Here is a 15,738-nt window from a genome sequence, read left to right on the forward strand (position 1 = left end):
CGCGGCTAGCGCATCACCGTTCCCGCGCTGTCGAGCACGAAGTCGACGCAGAACACGACGAGCCGGCTCCGTGCGCGGATCGCGACGGCGGCCGTGTAGCAGTCGCGGCCTTCCGTCAGCGAGAAATGCGGGCCCATCAGCGCGACGCGTCCGGGTGCGGCGATCGCGCGCTGGAAGTACGGGCGCCGCGACCAGTTGCTGTGGGTTTCCGGGAACAGCGGCGCGAGGCGGGCGGCGACTGCCTGACCGTCGTCGGGCCGCGCGGTGATCGACGGCAGGAACTGCTCGCCGATCTCGTCGGTGACGAACACGCGGCGCGCGGCCGGCACCGTGAACACGCGTTGGGCGGCATCCTGCAGATTGCCGCTGGCGGAAAAGGCGGCCGCACCGCCCAGCACGAGTCGTTCGATCGCATCGAAGCCCGGCTGCTCGGCGATGACCGGCGGGCGCCGGCGTGCGATGAAGCGCTGCCACGCGGCGTCGAGCATCGCGGGCGCGGCCGCGCTCGCATGCGCGATCGACGCATCGGGCTGGCCGAACTGGAAACCCTGCACGAAATCGATATCGGCCTCCATCAGCGTCTGCAGCGCGTCGTCGCTTTCGACGCCTTCGGCCAGCACCATCGCGCCGGCCTGGTGCAGCATCGACACGAGGTGATGCATGATGCGGCGATCGTCGGCCGACCCGGTCGCGCGTTCGACGAGCGAGCGGTCGAGCTTGACGATGTCGGGCCGTGCGCGCCAGACGCGGTCGAAATTCGAGAATCCGGTGCCGAAATCGTCGATCGCGATCAGGAAATCGCGATGCTGGATCATGTCGATCGTGCGGGCGAGCGCGGCTTCGTCGCGCGCCGGTTGCTCGACGACCTCCAGCACGATGCGGTTCGGCGGCAACCCGAAATGCCGGCACAGCGCCTCGACGAACTCGCGCTGCACGAGGCCCGTATCGAGTACGCGCGGCGTCACGTTCAGGAACAGCCAGCCGTCGCCGATTCCCTGCGCGACGAAGTTGGCCGTGTGCAGGCAGCGCGCGAGCCGGTCGAGCAGCAGCGCGTCGGCGTCGGCACGCGTCTTGTCGAAGAGGGCGGTGGGCGAGAGCAGCGTGCCGTCCGCGTCGACGACGCGCAGCAGCGCTTCGTAGCCGACGACGCGCTTGTGCGTGATCGACAACACGGGCTGGAACACGCTGCGCAGCGTCGTGGTGCGAAAGGTGGCGACCCAGCCGCCGGGCGTCGGCGTCAGGCGTTCGAGCAGGGAGTCGAGCGACAGGTCGCGGGCGGGCTTCATGTCAACGGTGCCCGGGGGCGTACGGTGGGGCGGGAGCGGGCCGCCACGCCGATGCGGTCGCACGCGCAGGCGGACGCGAAAGAACGTGGTACATCGAGGCCGCCTCGTGCGGATAAGTGTTTCGAGTGTACCGGGATTGCAGCGGCGCGCGTATCAGGGTAACTCCAGACGCAAACGGTACACGGCCCGGCCATGGTAACGGCGCGGGGGTGCCGGGTGCCGTTCGCGTGCGTGCCGCGCATGACCGTCACGCAGCGGCGGGCGCTGCCGGCGCACATGACAACCCGACCGCATGGCGAATGGTAAAGGGCGGGGGGACGAAAAATCCCGGCGGCGGAGACAGGCGCGAACGAGATCCGCCGTCGGATGAATGCGGGTGCGCGGTGCCGCCATCCGCGATGCGTTGGCGCCCGCGCCCGGATCCTCAGGCCGCTTCGCCGCCGCGCGGCCGGATGCCGGGAATCCGCTTGATCACGCCGGTCGCGAGCGCGGTGCCGACGAGTACGATCGCGCAGCCTTCGATCATGACGGCCGACACGTGTTCGCCCAGGAACAGCGCGCCCCACAGCAGCCCGAACACCGGGATCACGAACGTCACGGTAATCGCGCGGGCGGGGCCGACATGCGCGATCAGATAGAAGAAGATGAAATACGCGATGCCGGTGCACGCGATGCCGAGGGCGAGTACCGCGCCCCAGGCGTGGGCGCTGACCGGCGCCGCCGGCCAGGTGGCGATCGCGAACGGCAGCAGGAGGAGGGTCGAGCCGATCATGCTGCCGGCCGCGTTGACGAGCGGATCGACGCCACCGAGCGTGCGCTTCGTGTAATTGGCCGCGATGCCGTACAGCAGCGTCGCGCCGAGCGCCGCGGCGGCAGCGAGCGCGGTCGCGCTGGCGCCCGTGTCGCCGTGCGCGTTCGCGATCTGGTTCCACACGAGCGTGAGGACCCCGGCAAAGCCGATCACGAGGCCGAGCGCACGCGGCAACGACAGCTTGTCCTTCAGCCACAGGTACGCGACGAGCGCGCCCCACAGTGGCGTCGTCGCATTGATCACCGACGTGAGCCCGGCCGACAGCGTCAGCTCGGCGAACGCGAACAGGCAGAACGGGATGCCCGAGTTCAGTGCGCCGACGACGAACAACGGCCACGCATGGCGGCGCAATCGCGCACCGAGGTCGGCGGGTTTGAAGCGCGTCAGCGCGAAGCCGGTGAGAAACAGCGCGCCGATGCCCACGCGCAACGCCATCAGCGGCGCGACGCCGAGATCGATCACGCCGATCCGGATGAACAGGAACGACGCGCCCCACAGGGCAGCGAGCACGGTCAGCAGGAAGGCGTTCTTGGGTGACATCGATCGTGAGGGCGGGGACGGGATGCGATGAATCTTACACCGCGTTACCGCGCCGTCGTTTCACGATTCGATGAAACGACAAGAAACGGGAATATCGCCGGTCGAGGGGGCAGGGGGCCACCCGTCGGCGGCCGTGCCCGGTCAGTGATGGCGCCAGCCGCCGCGTCCGCCGAAGCCGAAATTGAGCGACAGCGCCGGTCCCCAATAGCCGCCCCAGGCAGGCGCATAGGCCGGCGCCGGATAGTAGTAGGCGGGGCCGGGATCGACGTACACGGGCGCCGGCTGCACCGGCGCGGCCGTGTAATAGCCGCCGGGATAGTAGCCGTACGGGTAGTAGCAGCCGGCGAGCGTCGTGCAGGCGAGCGCCGCCGCGACGAGGGTCCTGTTCATGATGTCTCTCCGGCGGAGCCGGCAATCGGCAGATGCTTAAGCTTAGGCCGCGCGCCGATGACACGGTGTGCAAAACGGTAACCGATCATTTCCGGGCGGCTGCCGCGCCTATTGCGGCGCCGCATGCGAAAACGGCGCTTCCGCATCGCGGAAACGCCGTCTGGACGAAGGTTGCGCCGGGTCCGGCCGGCGGCTTACTTGCCGACCTGGTTACCGATGATGCCGCCGGCTGCCGCACCGCCGAGCGTCGACAGCGCGCTGCCGCCGATCGCCGCGCCGGCGACGCCGCCGACACCCGCGCCGATTGCCGTGTCGCGCTGACGTCGTGACATCGAATCGCAGGCCGACAGGCTGGCCACCGTCGCGACGAGAAGCGCGCATACCCCAAAACGCCGAATCGAGTTCATGATCGTTGTCCTTGTGGTAGTGAGCGGAGGTCGCGCGACCGGCTGGCGGCCGCGCATGACCCCAATCTACGCGCCGCTTGGCGGTGCTGCTGTAAGGACTTGTTAAGGCTTGCGCGGTTTCGTAATCAATTGTTTCCCGTGCCGCCGCAGGCACGCGACGTGCGCAAAAAAGCCCGCTCGAAAGCGGGCTTCATGCATCGCGATGCGACCCGGCGCGGATCGCTGCTTGCGCTTACTGACGGTGATAGATCTCGGCGCCGGTCTTGACGAACTCGACCGCCTTCACTTCCATCCCTTTCTTCAGCGCCTCGGTTTCCGACACGCCCTGCTGTGCCGCGAACTCGCGCACGTCCTGCGTGATCTTCATCGAGCAGAAGTGCGGGCCGCACATCGAGCAGAAGTGCGCGACCTTCGCCGAATCCTTCGGCAGCGTTTCGTCGTGGAATTCGCGCGCCTTGTCCGGATCGAGACCGATGTTGAACTGATCTTCCCAGCGGAACTCGAAGCGTGCCTTCGACAGCGCGTTGTCGCGCACCTGCGCGCCCGGGTGACCCTTGGCGAGGTCGGCGGCGTGCGCGGCGAGCTTGTACGTGATGATGCCTTCCTTCACGTCGTCCTTGTTCGGCAGGCCGAGGTGTTCCTTCGGCGTCACGTAGCAGAGCATCGCGGTGCCGAACCAGCCGATCATCGCCGCGCCGATGCCCGACGTGATGTGGTCGTAGCCCGGTGCGATGTCGGTCGTCAGCGGCCCGAGCGTGTAGAACGGCGCTTCCTTGCACCAGTCGAGCTGGAGATCCATGTTCTCCTTGATCAGCTGCATCGGCACGTGGCCGGGGCCTTCGATCATCACCTGCACGTCGTGCTTCCACGCGATCTGCGTGAGCTCGCCGAGCGTCTTCAGCTCGCCGAGCTGCGCTTCGTCGTTCGCGTCGTAGATCGAGCCGGGACGCAGGCCGTCGCCGAGCGAGAAGCTCACGTCGTACGCCTTCATGATCTCGCAGATCTCTTCGAAGTGTTCGTACAGGAAGCTTTCCTTGTGATGCGCGAGGCACCACTTCGCCATGATCGAGCCGCCGCGCGACACGATGCCCGTCATCCGGTTCGCGGTGAGCGGCACGTACTGCAGGCGCACGCCGGCGTGGATCGTGAAGTAGTCGACGCCTTGCTCGGCCTGCTCGATCAGCGTGTCGCGGAAGATTTCCCAGGTCAGGTCCTCGGCCTTGCCGTTGACCTTCTCGAGCGCCTGGTAGATCGGCACCGTGCCGATCGGCACCGGGCTGTTGCGGATGATCCACTCGCGCGTTTCATGGATGTGCTTGCCGGTCGACAGGTCCATCACCGTGTCGCCGCCCCAGCGGATCGCCCACGTCATCTTGTCGACTTCCTCGCCGATCGACGACGTGACGGCCGAGTTGCCGATGTTCGCGTTGATCTTCACGAGGAAGTTGCGGCCGATGATCATCGGCTCGGATTCCGGGTGGTTGATGTTCGCGGGGATGATCGCGCGGCCGCGTGCGACTTCGTCGCGCACGAATTCCGGCGTGATCTCGGCCAGCGCATTCGCGCCGAATGCCTGGCCCGGGTGCTGGCGGCCCATCATCGCGGCGAGCTTCGCGCCGTTCGGGCCGCTCGACTTCAGGCTCTCGATGTATTCGGCGCGGCGCTGGTTCTCGCGGATCGCGATGTACTCCATTTCCGGCGTGATGATGCCCTGGCGCGCGTAGTGCATCTGCGTGACGTTCTTGCCGGCCTGGGCGCGACGCGGGTTGCGGTGCAGGCCGGGGAAACGCAGGTCGGCCGTGGCCGGATCGGCCGCGCGCTCGAGGCCGTACTGGCTCGACAGGCCGGAGAGCACGTCGGTGTCGCCGCGTGCCTCGATCCAGCGTTGGCGCAGCGCGGGCAGGCCCGCACGGATGTCGATCTTCGCGTCCGGATCGGTGTAGGGGCCCGACGTGTCGTACACGTAGATCGGCGGATTCTTTTCGCCGCCGAAGCCGGTCGGCGTGTCGGCCTGCGTGATTTCGCGCATCGGCACGCGGATGTCGGGCTGCGAGCCGGTGACGTAGACCTTGCGCGAATTCGGCAGCGGCGCGACGGCAGCCGCGTCGACGTGGGCGTCGGCGGACAGAAACTTCGGATTGGCGTTCATTCGATCTCCTGTGTCGGCCCGAGTCGGCGCTTCGGCGCTTACTCGGGCCCCATGCAAAGCAATTGTGGGGCGCGAGCTAAGCAGGAGACGAGATTCGTGAGGCGGCGGGTTTCGTCAGAGGGATGGCGGCGAAATCCGTACGCTTCCCTGCGCTGGCATTATCCAGATCAGGTTCAAAGGGTATTTCTCACCCGCAATGCCGGTTGTTTGACCGGGCGCATTGCAGGACCCCCGCGTTAGCAAGGGCACACGATACACCGGCTTGGCGGCGGTTTCAACCGGGAGCGGAGCGGATGCCGCCGGGCGATCGCTTGATCGCCGCGGCCGGACCGGGCGGGATGCGCCGCAGCAATCGCGGCCGCCGGACGGCTTCCCGGTGGGGCCGCCCAGGGCCGAGCGGTGCAGCATTCGCGTCTTCATTTTCGGCGTCTAGAATTTTTTTTGACATCGCTGTCATTTCCGGCGGTGTGCTCCGTCTATTCGGCTCCTAAACCCATGTAGTGGAGAGATGTCATGAAAAACGTATTCCTGGTTGCCTGTGTCGCCGCGCTTGCCACGATCGCAACGGGCGCATATGCGCAGAACGATGCGATGTCGAAGGACGGCATGTCGATGTCGAAGGACGCGATGGGCCACGACGCGATGGCCAAGGACGGCGCGATGAAGAAGGACGGCATGAAGAAGGACGGCATGAAGCACGACGCGATGAAGAAGGACGCGATGGGCCACGACGCGATGTCCAAGGGCGACGCGATGAAGAAGGACGCCATGAGCCCGTCGAACTGACGAATGCACGGGGCGCGACCGGCAGCACGCATCGCGTCCCGCCCCGACGCCTCAATCCGGGAGTCTTCATCATGCAAACGGTTCCTGTCACGGATCGCACGAGCACGCCGCCGCCCGCGCCCACGATTCATCCGCCGTGGGTGCGCGTGAGCCACTGGCTCAACGCGCTCGCGGCGATCCTGATGGCGCTGTCGGGCTGGCGCATCTACGACGCGTCGCCGATCTATCCGTCATTCACGTTCGCGCACGGCATCACGCTCGGCGGCTGGCTCGGCGGCGCGCTGCAATGGCATTTCGCGGCGATGTGGCTGCTGGTCGCCAACGGGCTGTTCTACCTCGCGATGTCGATCGCGACGGGGCGCTTCGCGCGCAAGCTGCTGCCCGTCACGCCGGCATCCGTATGGCGCGACATCCGCGCCGCGCTCGGCGGGCGGCTCGCGCATGACGACCTGAGCGTCTACAACGCGGTGCAGCGTGCCGCGTACCTGACCGCGATCGTCGATCTCGTCGTGCTGGTGCTGTCGGGGCTCACGATCTGGAAGTCCGTCCAGTTTCCGCTGCTGCGCGAACTGTTCGGCGGCTACGACAACGCGCGCGTCGTGCATTTCTGGGCGATGTCGCTGCTGGTCGCCTTCTTTGTCGTCCATGTCGCGATGGCGCTGCTGGTGCCGCGCTCGCTGCTCGCGATGCTGCGCGGCCGCTGACCTGCCCACCGCGGGCGAAGGAAATCATCATGTCGGAATCCGAAAAAAGCCGCGACGAGCCGCGCTGGACGCTCGACCGCAAGTCGCTCGAACTCGACGTGCGCCGCGAGCTCGAGATGCCGTCGCGGCGGCTCTTCAACCGGCGCGTCCTGACGCTCGGCGGCCTCGCGATGCTGACCGGCTGCACGTTGCAGGACGACGCGTCGGTCAACACGTTTCTCGAGAAAGTGTCGCGCATGAACGATCGCGTGCAGGCTTGGCTGTTCAACCCCGACCGGCTCGCGCCGACCTACACCGAGGCCGACATCACGCGTCCGTTCCCATTCAACGCGTACTACGGGATCGACGAAGTGCGGCACGTCGATGCGTCGACGTATCGCCTCGTGCTGTCCGGCCGCGTGACGGGCAAGCGCGTGTGGACGCTCGACGAGCTGCGCGCGCTGCCGCATGCGGAACAGATCACGCGGCACATCTGCGTCGAAGGGTGGAGTGCGATCGGCCGCTGGGGCGGCACGCCGTTCGGCGCGTTCCTCGCGCGCGCCGGCGCCGACACGCGGGCGAAATACGTCGGCTTCAAGTGCGCGGACGATTATTACGAAAGCATCGACATGCCGACCGCGCTGCATCCGCAGACGCTGCTCGCGCTCGAGTACGACGGCCGCCAGTTGCCGCCGGAGTACGGCTTCCCGATGAAGCTGCGGATGCCGACCAAGCTCGGTTACAAGAATCCGAAGCACATCATGGAAATCTTCGTGACCGATACGTTCCCGGGCGGCTACTGGGTCGATCAGGGCTACAACTGGTTCGGCGGATCGTGAGCGGCGCGCGGGGCGCGCGCGTCCGGCACGCGGATTCGCGCACCTGAAGATCGACAGGCGGGCCGACCGCAGCGGCCCTGTTCGCGAACGCGTCGAGCCGACCCGTCGTCCGTCACGACCGGCGCGACGGACGGACCGGCGCGCACGGCGGGCCGTTTGGCCGACGCCGGATTCGACGGCCCCGGATTGCGCGGGTGCGCGCGCGTTCCGCTCATCCGGCCCCGGATTTCATCCGCGTGCGGGCCGAAAAATGTCGCGCCGAAACGTCAGTCTTTATGCTTTCAGACAGGTCTGACGATGCTTTCGAATCCTTGATGCCATAATGCCGAGCGTGTGCAGCCGAAGCGGGTGCGCACGTTTTTTTTGTCCCTCTGCCGCCGCTCGCCGGTTCTCTTTCGTCGCCGTTCGCACTGCCATGTCGTTCCGCACGTTCGCTCTGCCTTTCCGGTCCCGCCAGGACCGTTTGCCGGCATGGCCGGCGTCTTTCAGCGGGGCACGCGGCGTGACGTGCGGGCGGGCTGCACGATGACGCCGCTCGACCGCCTGCTCGATTTCCTCGCGCGCTTTTCGTTCCGGATCCGCCTGCCGCAAAGCCGCGGCGGCCGGGTCGCGCTGGCGCTCGTGTTCATCTATTTCGTCTGGGGTTCGACCTACAGCGGCCTGCATTTCGCGCTGCAGTCGTTCCCGCCGCTGCTGCTGTCGGGGCTGCGCAACCTGCTCGGCGGGATCGGCCTGTTCATCTTCGCGCTGCGACGCAAGCCCGAATGGCCGACGCTGCTCGAAATTCGCAACGCGGGGATCGTCGGCACGATGCTCGTCGCGCTGTCGTCCGGCACGATCGCGCTGGGGATCAGCTCGGTCAGCAGCGGCTCGGCCGCGGTGATGGTGGCGACCGTGCCGCTGTTCGCGACGGTGATCGCGGCGGTGGCCGGGCGGCCCGTGACGAAGGGCGAGTGGGCGGCCGTCGCGCTCGGGATGGTCGGTATCGTCGTGCTGAACTCGGGTGGCGCGGCGGCCCGGAATTCGGCACTGGGCACGATCTGCGTGCTGGCCGGCGCGCTGTTCTGGGCGGGCGGCGCGCACCTCGCGACGCGGCTCAGGCTGCCGTCGGACCTGTTCCTGTCGACGTCGCTGCAGATCGGCCTCGGCGGCCTGATTTCGACGCTCGTCGCCTGGCTGATCGGCGAACGCATCGAACAGGTGATGGTGGGGCCGGTGTTCGCGTTCCTGTACCTGATGGTGTTCTGCACGATGGCCGCGTATGTCGCATACGGCTATCTGATCCGCCATACGAGCCCGATCATCGCGAGCAGCTGCATGTACGTGAACCCGATCGTCGCGGTCGCGCTCGGTGCGCTGCTGCTCGGCGAGCCGGTGACGATGGCGACCGTGGTCGCGACCGTCGCGATCCTCGGCAGTGTCGCGCTGTCGTTCGTGTTCGATCCGGCGCGTCGGCCGGCGGCACGGGCGGCGGCCGACGGTTCGGCGGCCGTGGCGGCCGAGCACGCGCCCGCGGCGGCGGCCGATGCCGCCCCCGAGCAGATCGCGATTCCCGAAGCGGCGCCGATCCTCGCGCCTTCCGCCGTTCCGCTCGCGGTGCCGGCGCCGGCTGCCGTGATGGATCCCGCCGCGGTGATCGACCCGGCACCGGCGTTCGCGCCGCCGCCCGTCGACGAACCGGCCGTGCCGCGCGCCGACGCGTGACGCCGCCGTGGCCGGCCGCGCTCAGCCGTGCCGGCCGCCGCGATGGTGGGACCAGCCCGCGAGCGCGGCGAACAGCAGCCCTGTCGCGCACATGCCGGTCCAGCCGAACGCATGCCATGCGGCAACCCCGGCCGACGAGCCGAGCGCGCCGCCGATGAAGTAACACACCATGTACACCGTGTTCACGCGGCTGCGCGCGTCGGGCTTCAGCGCGTAGATGCGCGACTGGTTGGAGATCTGCGCGGCCTGTACGCCGACATCCAGCACGATCACGCCGATCACGAGTCCGGCGAGGCTCGAACCCGACACCGCAAAAATCACGAATGACAACGCCAACAGCGCGATCGCGAGCGAGATGATCGCGCGCGGGCCGCGCGTGTCCGCGAAGCGGCCGGCGTACGGCGCCGCGAGCGCGCCGGCCGCCCCGACGATCCCGAACAGGCCGGCAGCCTGCGGGCCGAGATGGAACGGCGCGCCGGCGAGCAGCAACGTCAGCACGGGCCAGAACGCGCTGAACGCCGCGAACAGCGCGGCACCCGTCAGCGACGCCTCGCGCAGCCCGCGCAGTTCGACGGCCAGATGCCACATCGAGCCGAGCAGCTTGCCGTACGACAGCGTCGACGTCGGCGAACTGCGCGGCAGCCGCATCACGATCACGGCGGCGAGCACGACGAGTGCCGCGACCGACGCGGCGAACACCGCGCGCCAGCCGAAATACTCGGCGACGAAACCGGCGGCCGTGCGCGCGAGCAGGATGCCGAGCAGCAGGCCGCTCATCACGGTGCCGACTGCATGCCCGCGTTCGGCGGGCGGCGCGATTTCGGCGGCGAACGGCACGGCCTGCTGCGCGATGGTCGCGAGGACGCCGATCGCGAGGCTCGCGGCGGCGAGTACGGCCAGCGACGGCGCGGTGGCCGCCACGATCAGCGCGACCGACAGGCCGGCGATCTGCATCAGGATCAGCCCGCGGCGGTCGAACCGGTCGCCGAGCGGCGCGAGCAGGAACATGCCGGCGGCATAACCGAGCTGCGTCGCGGTCGGCACCGCGCCGATCCATGACGCGCCGTCGGGAAAAGTCGAGCGGAAGCTGTCGAGCAGCGGCTGGTTGTAGTAGATGTTCGCGACCGATACGCCCGCGATCGTCGCGAGCAGCAACAGCAGGCTGCGCGAGTAGTGGGGCGAGGCGGTGTCGGTCGGACGGTCGGTGGAGGCGGTGGACATGGCTGCGCGGACGAAGTTGGACGGCGTGGCAAGCGTCGGGTGCACAGGCGGGCCGAGCGCCGGTCGAGGCTGCCGATCATACCGGAGCGACGCGAATCCTGCCGGGCAGGCGACGAACCGGCCGCCGCCCGCCGTCGTGCGTGCCGCAAGCCGTCAGTCGACCAGTTCGCCCGTCGGTTCGTAGAACGGATACGGGCCGGCGCCTTCGTCGACGTACACGTGATGCGACGTCATCCCCGTATCGGGCGCATAACGATGGACCGCGAACGCCGGCGGTTCGAGCCGGAACGCGGACGGCGCGTCGGCCCGCAGGTCGAACGCCACCTGATGCGCGGGCGACGGCACCGCCGCCGCGAGCGTGCCGCCGAAGCGCGTGAACATCGTGCGGTGCACGTGGCCGCACAGCACCCGCTCGACGTTCGGATGACCGCGCAGCAGCGCGTCGAGTTTCGCGGCAGCGGCCGGCGCGAGGCGCAGCTTGTCCATATGGCCGATGCCCGCCACGAACGGCGGGTGATGCAGCGCGACGATCACCGGCCGGTCGCGTGCGGCGTCGAGCTGCGCGGCGAGCCACGCGAGCCGTGCGTCGCACAGATCGCCGTGACTCGCGCCGGGCACCTGCGAATCGAGCGCGAGCACGCGCACCGCGCCGACGTCGAGCGCGTACTGCACGAATGCGCCGTCCTGCAATTCGGCGCGCGCGGCAAACGCACGGCGCAGCCCGGCGCGGTCGTCGTGGTTGCCGATCATCAGGTAGTACGGAATCTCGAGCGCCGCGAGCAGCCCGCGCAGGTTGCCGTACTCTTCGTCGTGGCCGAAGTCGGTCAGGTCGCCGGTGACGAGCACGGCGTCGGGACGCGGCTCGAGCGCGTTCAGCTTCGCGATGCAGCGCGCAAGCGCGGCCGCCGTGTCGACGCGCCGGTACGCGAGCTGGCCCGGACGCTTGATGTGGAGATCGCTGATTTGAGCAAGCAGCATCGTCGTTCCTCGGAATCGTCTGTTTGTTGTCGCGGCGCTGTCGTGCGCCGCGGTGGGGGCTGCGGGAATGATGCCCGAACGACGGGTCACGCGCCGAGCGCGATCAGGCCTTCCGGTGCGATCGTGAGGCCGACCGCCGTGCCGCGTGCGAGCGCGATGCGGCCCGGCACGTCGATCACGAGCGCATCGGGTGCCGCGTGTTCGATCGTGAGCCGCGTGCGCTCGCCGAGGAACGCGCACGCGCCGACCGCGCCGCGCAGCGGCGCATGCGCGGGATCGGCGAGCTGCGCGTCCTCCGGGCGGAAGAACCATTCGTCGGCGGCGTGCGGCGTCGCGATCGCGCCGCCCGTCGTCACCAGCGCGCCGTCGCGCCATTGCCCGGCGAGCCGGTTCAGCGTGCCGATGAACTGTGCGACGGTGCGGTTCGCCGGGTGGTAGTAAATGTCGCGCGGCGTGCCGATCTGCTCGATGCGGCCCGCGCCCATCACGACGATCCGGTCGCCGAGTTCCATCGCCTCGGCCTGGTCGTGCGTCACGTAGACGGTCGTCACGCCGAGCTCGCGCAGCAGCGTGTTCATCTCGCGGCGCAGCACGTCGCGCAGTTTCGCGTCGAGCGCGGTCAGCGGTTCGTCGAGCAGCAGCACGCGCGGCCGCACCGCGAGCGCGCGGGCCAGCGCGACGCGCTGGCGCTGGCCGCCCGACAGCTGGTCGACCGGCTTGTCCGCATGCGCGTCGAGCCGCATCATCGCGAGCAGTTCGTCGACGCGTTCACGCAGCGCGCGCGGCTCGGTCTTGCGGATCTTCAGCCCGTAGCCGACGTTGCCGCGCACCGTCAGGTTCGGAAACAGCGCATAGTTCTGGAACACCATGCCGACCTGCCGGCGCTCGATCGGCAGCGCGGTGACGTCGTCGTTGCCGAACGCGATCGTGCCGCCGGCGTCCGGCGTGTCGAGGCCCGCGATCAGGCGCAGCGTGGTCGTCTTGCCGCAGCCTGACGGCCCGAGCAGCACGAGTGTCTCGCCCGCGCCGATCGACAGGTCGAGCGGTTCGAGTACGCGCGTGCCGCGGAACGTCTTCGCGCAACGGGTCAGGGTGATGGGAGTGGAATCGAGTTTCATATCAGCGAAAAATTCAGCGCGGGCGCTGCTTGAGCGCACGCGTGCCGGACGGATCGACGCCGAGCCACTGCATCGCGACGAGGAGCGGCAGCGTCATCAGCAGGAACAGGATCGTGTACGCGCTGCCGACTTCGAGGCGCAGCGACGCATAGGTATCGGCGAGCCCGACCGGCAGTGTCTTGGTGTCGGGCGTGTGCAGCATCCACGTGAGGTTGAATTCGCCGATCGACAGCGTGAGCACCGCGAGCGCGCCCGCGACGATGCCGGGGCGCAGGTTCGGCAGCACGATCGTGACGAAGCGCGTGACGAACGACGCGCCGAGGCTCGCCGCGCCTTCCTCGAGCGTGCGCAGGTCGGCGCCGGCCGCGACGGCGGCCACCGCGCGCACCATGAACGGCAGCGTGAACACGACGTGGCCGACGACGATGAACCACAGGCTCATCCGGAACGCGGTGAAGCCGCCGTACACGACCAGCAGCGCGAGTGCCGACGCGAGCCCGGGCAGCGCGACCGGCAGCACGAGCGCCTCCTCGATCGCGCGTGCGACGCGGCTCTTGCTGCGCGCGAGCGCATAGCCGGCCGGCACGCCGGCGACGAGCACGATCGCGAGCGTCGCGAACGCGACTTCGAGCGACAGCGCGACCGAGCCGTGATACTGCTGCCACACCTGTTCGAGCCAGCGCAGCGTGAGGCCGCTCGACAGGCCGCGGAAATAGTTGACGGTCAGGCCCGCGAGCACGGACATCACGACGGGCACGATCAGGAACGCGCACAGCAGCAGCGTGACGCCCCATTGCAGCGCGGCGATCGCGCGCGCGCCCGTGACGTGCGGCGCGCGCCGCGCGACGCCGTTCGCCTGCGCGGGAGCGGGCGCCGGTGACGGCGCGGAGGAGCTGGAAAGCGATTGCATGCGGGAATCCTCAGGCCGCGGCGGCGGCGGTGTGGCCGGTGAAACGGCGCGCGAGCGCGAGCACGGCCCAGGTGACGATGCCGAGCACGATCGACAGGCCGGCCGCCGTCGCGATGTTCGCGTTCAGCGTGAACTCGGTATAGATCGTCATCGGCAGCACGTTCAGGTCGGTGGCGAGCGTGAAGGCGGTGCCGAAGGCGCCCATCGCGGTCGCGAAGCAGATCGCGCCGGCCGCGATCAGCCCGGGCGCGAGCGCGGGCAGCACGATGTCGACGAAGATGCGCCACGGCGACGCGCCGAGCGAACGCGCGGCTTCCTCGAGCGACGCATCGAGCTTCGACGCGGCCGCGATCACGGTGACGATCACGCGCGGAATCGAGAAGTACAGGTAGCCGACGAACAGGCCCGCGACCGAGTACGCGAATACCCATTTGTCGCCGGTGAGCTTTGCCGACAGCATGCCGATCAGCCCCTGGCGGCCGGCGAGCATGATCACCATGAAGCCGACGACGACGCCCGGGAACGCGAGCGGAAACGTGAGCAGCGCGAGCAGCACGCGCTTGCCGGCGAACTCGCGGCGCGCGAGCAGGAGGCCCGAGATCGTCGACAGCGCGAGCGTCGCGAGCGTGACGCCCGCGGACAGCGCGACCGTCTCGCCGAGGCTCTTCATGTAACGTGCATTGCCGAGCAGCGCCGCGTAGTGCGACAGGAACGCGCCGTCGGCGGATACCTGCACGAGCGCCGCCATCGGCAGCAGCCAGAACGCGGCGAACACCGCCAGCGCCGGCGCGACGAGCGCGACGCGCCAGCGCAGCGGAAAAGTCAGGTCGAGCATCGATTGTGTCCTGCCGCTTACTGCATCACCTGCAGGTACTGCTGGCCGAACGCCTGCTGGCCGGCCGCCATCTTGCCGAAGTCGACCGATTTCGCGCGTGCGTACTCGCTCGCCGGCAGGAACTTCGCGGCGACGTCGGCGCCGAGCGCCTGCGCGCGTACCGGGCGCAGGTAGGCGTTGGCCCACAGCTTCTGGCCTTCGTCCGACAGCACGAAGTCGAGCACTTTCCTGCCGTTCGCGTCGTGCGGCGCACCCTTCACGAGGCTCATCACGTACGGCACGGCGATCGTGCCTTCCTTCGGAATCACGAACTCGACGTTCGCGCTGTCCTTGTACTTCGCACGATACGCATCGAAGTCGTAGTCGAGCAGGATCGGAATCTCGCCGGACAGCACGCGTGCATACGCAGTCTGTTTCGGCACGATCGGCGCGTTCGCCTTCAGCTTGCGGAACCAGTCGAGGGCCGGCTTGAAGTTGTCGAGGCTGCCGCCCAACGCCTGGTTGACGGCGACCGCGCCGGCATAACCGACGAAGGCGCTCGACGGATCGAGATAACCGACCATGCCCTTGTATTCGGGTTTCAGCAGATCGGCCCACGAACGCGGCACCGGCTTGCCGTCGAGCGCGTCCTTGTTCACGAAGAAGCCGAGCGTGCCCGAGTGGATCGCGAACCAGTAGCCTTGCGGATCCTTCAGGTTCGCGGGAATGTCGTTCCAGTGCGCGGGCTTGTACGGCGCGATCACGCCCTTGTCCTTCGCCTGGAAGGCCGACGACACGCCGAGGTAGACGACGTCGGCGACCGGGCTCTTCTGTTCGGCGATCAGCTGCGCGATCGACTGGCCCGAATTCTTGTTGTCGAACGGCACGCGGATGCCGGTCTTCTGCTTGATCGCCGCGATCTGCGCGGCCCAGTCGGCCCATTCCGGCGGGCAGTTGTAGCAGATCGCCGTTTCGTCGGCGTGGGCGGCGGGCGCGCCGGCGACGAGCGCGGCAAGGGCAAGCGGCGCGGCAAGCGCGCGCAGCAGCGAGGTCAGGCGAAAGGACACGGTGGGTCTCCGGGCGAGTGGGTGGTGCGCTGGGG

The 15,738-nt window shown here is 68.6% G+C and carries 15 protein-coding genes and 1 riboswitch; of the genes, 4 read left to right on the top strand and 11 right to left on the bottom strand.

Annotated elements, in window-relative coordinates:
• Nucleotides 1-5: 5 nt before the first annotated feature.
• The 5 genes from WJ12_RS05970 to thiC form a co-directional block, all read right to left on the bottom strand.
• Nucleotides 6-1,286, bottom strand: coding sequence for a sensor domain-containing phosphodiesterase (locus tag WJ12_RS05970; protein ID WP_049035318.1), 1,281 nt, complete (start codon nt 1,284-1,286; stop codon nt 6-8).
• A gap of 424 nt (nt 1,287-1,710) precedes the next feature.
• A complete protein-coding gene (locus WJ12_RS05975; RefSeq protein ID WP_049035319.1) occupies nt 1,711-2,637 on the bottom strand; it encodes a DMT family transporter in 927 nt (308 codons plus the stop codon).
• A gap of 141 nt (nt 2,638-2,778) precedes the next feature.
• Entirely contained in the window at nt 2,779-3,027 is a 249-nt protein-coding gene (locus WJ12_RS05980) for a hypothetical protein (protein ID WP_034186583.1), read from the bottom strand.
• A gap of 194 nt (nt 3,028-3,221) precedes the next feature.
• Entirely contained in the window at nt 3,222-3,434 is a 213-nt protein-coding gene (locus WJ12_RS05985; RefSeq protein ID WP_021162063.1) for a glycine zipper 2TM domain-containing protein, read from the bottom strand.
• Between the two features lie 232 nt (nt 3,435-3,666).
• Nucleotides 3,667-5,583 carry a phosphomethylpyrimidine synthase ThiC gene (thiC, locus tag WJ12_RS05990; RefSeq protein ID WP_059560616.1) on the bottom strand — a complete coding sequence of 639 codons (1,917 nt, stop codon included), beginning with the start codon at nt 5,581-5,583 and terminating at the stop codon, nt 3,667-3,669.
• Nucleotides 5,584-5,709: 126 nt separating this feature from the next.
• Nucleotides 5,710-5,826: riboswitch (TPP riboswitch) on the bottom strand.
• Nucleotides 5,827-6,096: 270 nt separating this feature from the next.
• Between thiC and WJ12_RS05995 the strand changes: the two genes are divergently transcribed.
• From WJ12_RS05995 to WJ12_RS06010, 4 genes are all read left to right on the top strand, one after another.
• Nucleotides 6,097-6,369, top strand: a complete 273-nt coding sequence (locus tag WJ12_RS05995; protein WP_034186585.1) for a pentapeptide MXKDX repeat protein — start codon at nt 6,097-6,099, stop codon at nt 6,367-6,369.
• Nucleotides 6,370-6,440: 71 nt separating this feature from the next.
• Complete coding sequence (locus tag WJ12_RS06000) at nt 6,441-7,073, top strand: cytochrome b/b6 domain-containing protein (protein ID WP_034186586.1); 633 nt, start codon at nt 6,441-6,443, stop codon at nt 7,071-7,073.
• 29 nt (nt 7,074-7,102) lie between these two features.
• Entirely contained in the window at nt 7,103-7,891 is a 789-nt protein-coding gene (locus tag WJ12_RS06005) for a molybdopterin-dependent oxidoreductase (RefSeq protein WP_034186587.1), read from the top strand.
• A 525-nt stretch (nt 7,892-8,416) separates the two neighbouring features.
• Entirely contained in the window at nt 8,417-9,595 is a 1,179-nt protein-coding gene (locus tag WJ12_RS06010; RefSeq protein ID WP_059560749.1) for an EamA family transporter, read from the top strand.
• A gap of 21 nt (nt 9,596-9,616) precedes the next feature.
• Here WJ12_RS06010 and WJ12_RS06015 read toward each other — a convergent pair whose 3' ends face one another.
• The 6 genes from WJ12_RS06015 to WJ12_RS06040 form a co-directional block, all read right to left on the bottom strand.
• Complete coding sequence (locus tag WJ12_RS06015; protein WP_059560613.1) at nt 9,617-10,816, bottom strand: MFS transporter; 1,200 nt, start codon at nt 10,814-10,816, stop codon at nt 9,617-9,619.
• Between the two features lie 153 nt (nt 10,817-10,969).
• The gene (locus tag WJ12_RS06020; protein WP_059560610.1) at nt 10,970-11,794 is read right to left on the bottom strand and encodes a phosphodiesterase; all 825 of its coding nucleotides are present in this window, start codon (nt 11,792-11,794) and stop codon (nt 10,970-10,972) included.
• A gap of 86 nt (nt 11,795-11,880) precedes the next feature.
• A complete protein-coding gene (locus tag WJ12_RS37170; RefSeq protein WP_059560608.1) occupies nt 11,881-12,912 on the bottom strand; it encodes an ABC transporter ATP-binding protein in 1,032 nt (343 codons plus the stop codon).
• A 13-nt stretch (nt 12,913-12,925) separates the two neighbouring features.
• Nucleotides 12,926-13,822 (bottom strand): ABC transporter permease, encoded by an 897-nt coding sequence (locus tag WJ12_RS06030; RefSeq protein ID WP_034186591.1) that lies wholly within the window; start codon nt 13,820-13,822, stop codon nt 12,926-12,928.
• A 10-nt stretch (nt 13,823-13,832) separates the two neighbouring features.
• The gene (locus tag WJ12_RS06035; RefSeq protein WP_034186592.1) at nt 13,833-14,657 is read right to left on the bottom strand and encodes an ABC transporter permease; all 825 of its coding nucleotides are present in this window, start codon (nt 14,655-14,657) and stop codon (nt 13,833-13,835) included.
• 17 nt (nt 14,658-14,674) lie between these two features.
• Nucleotides 14,675-15,703 carry an ABC transporter substrate-binding protein gene (locus tag WJ12_RS06040; protein WP_059560605.1) on the bottom strand — a complete coding sequence of 343 codons (1,029 nt, stop codon included), beginning with the start codon at nt 15,701-15,703 and terminating at the stop codon, nt 14,675-14,677.
• Nucleotides 15,704-15,738: the final 35 nt, after the last annotated feature.

Source organism: Burkholderia seminalis (genome assembly GCF_001718535.1).
Lineage (GTDB): Bacteria > Pseudomonadota > Gammaproteobacteria > Burkholderiales > Burkholderiaceae > Burkholderia > Burkholderia seminalis.

Excerpts from the sequence above, each read along its gene's own strand:
- WJ12_RS06000 (WP_034186586.1), top strand. The coding sequence starts at position 6,441 with ATGCAAACGGTTCCTGTCACGGATCGCACGAGCACGCCGCCGCCCGCG.
- WJ12_RS05985 (WP_021162063.1), bottom strand. The coding sequence starts at position 3,434 with ATGAACTCGATTCGGCGTTTTGGGGTATGCGCGCTTCTCGTCGCGACG.
- WJ12_RS06005 (WP_034186587.1), top strand. The coding sequence starts at position 7,103 with ATGTCGGAATCCGAAAAAAGCCGCGACGAGCCGCGCTGGACGCTCGAC.
- thiC (WP_059560616.1), bottom strand. The coding sequence starts at position 5,583 with ATGAACGCCAATCCGAAGTTTCTGTCCGCCGACGCCCACGTCGACGCG.
- WJ12_RS06015 (WP_059560613.1), bottom strand. The coding sequence starts at position 10,816 with ATGTCCACCGCCTCCACCGACCGTCCGACCGACACCGCCTCGCCCCAC.
- WJ12_RS05975 (WP_049035319.1), bottom strand. The coding sequence starts at position 2,637 with ATGTCACCCAAGAACGCCTTCCTGCTGACCGTGCTCGCTGCCCTGTGG.
- WJ12_RS06030 (WP_034186591.1), bottom strand. The coding sequence starts at position 13,822 with ATGCAATCGCTTTCCAGCTCCTCCGCGCCGTCACCGGCGCCCGCTCCC.
- WJ12_RS37170 (WP_059560608.1), bottom strand. The coding sequence starts at position 12,912 with ATGAAACTCGATTCCACTCCCATCACCCTGACCCGTTGCGCGAAGACG.
- WJ12_RS05995 (WP_034186585.1), top strand. The coding sequence starts at position 6,097 with ATGAAAAACGTATTCCTGGTTGCCTGTGTCGCCGCGCTTGCCACGATC.
- WJ12_RS05980 (WP_034186583.1), bottom strand. The coding sequence starts at position 3,027 with ATGAACAGGACCCTCGTCGCGGCGGCGCTCGCCTGCACGACGCTCGCC.
- WJ12_RS06035 (WP_034186592.1), bottom strand. The coding sequence starts at position 14,657 with ATGCTCGACCTGACTTTTCCGCTGCGCTGGCGCGTCGCGCTCGTCGCG.
- WJ12_RS06010 (WP_059560749.1), top strand. The coding sequence starts at position 8,417 with ATGACGCCGCTCGACCGCCTGCTCGATTTCCTCGCGCGCTTTTCGTTC.
- WJ12_RS05970 (WP_049035318.1), bottom strand. The coding sequence starts at position 1,286 with ATGAAGCCCGCCCGCGACCTGTCGCTCGACTCCCTGCTCGAACGCCTG.
- WJ12_RS06020 (WP_059560610.1), bottom strand. The coding sequence starts at position 11,794 with ATGCTGCTTGCTCAAATCAGCGATCTCCACATCAAGCGTCCGGGCCAG.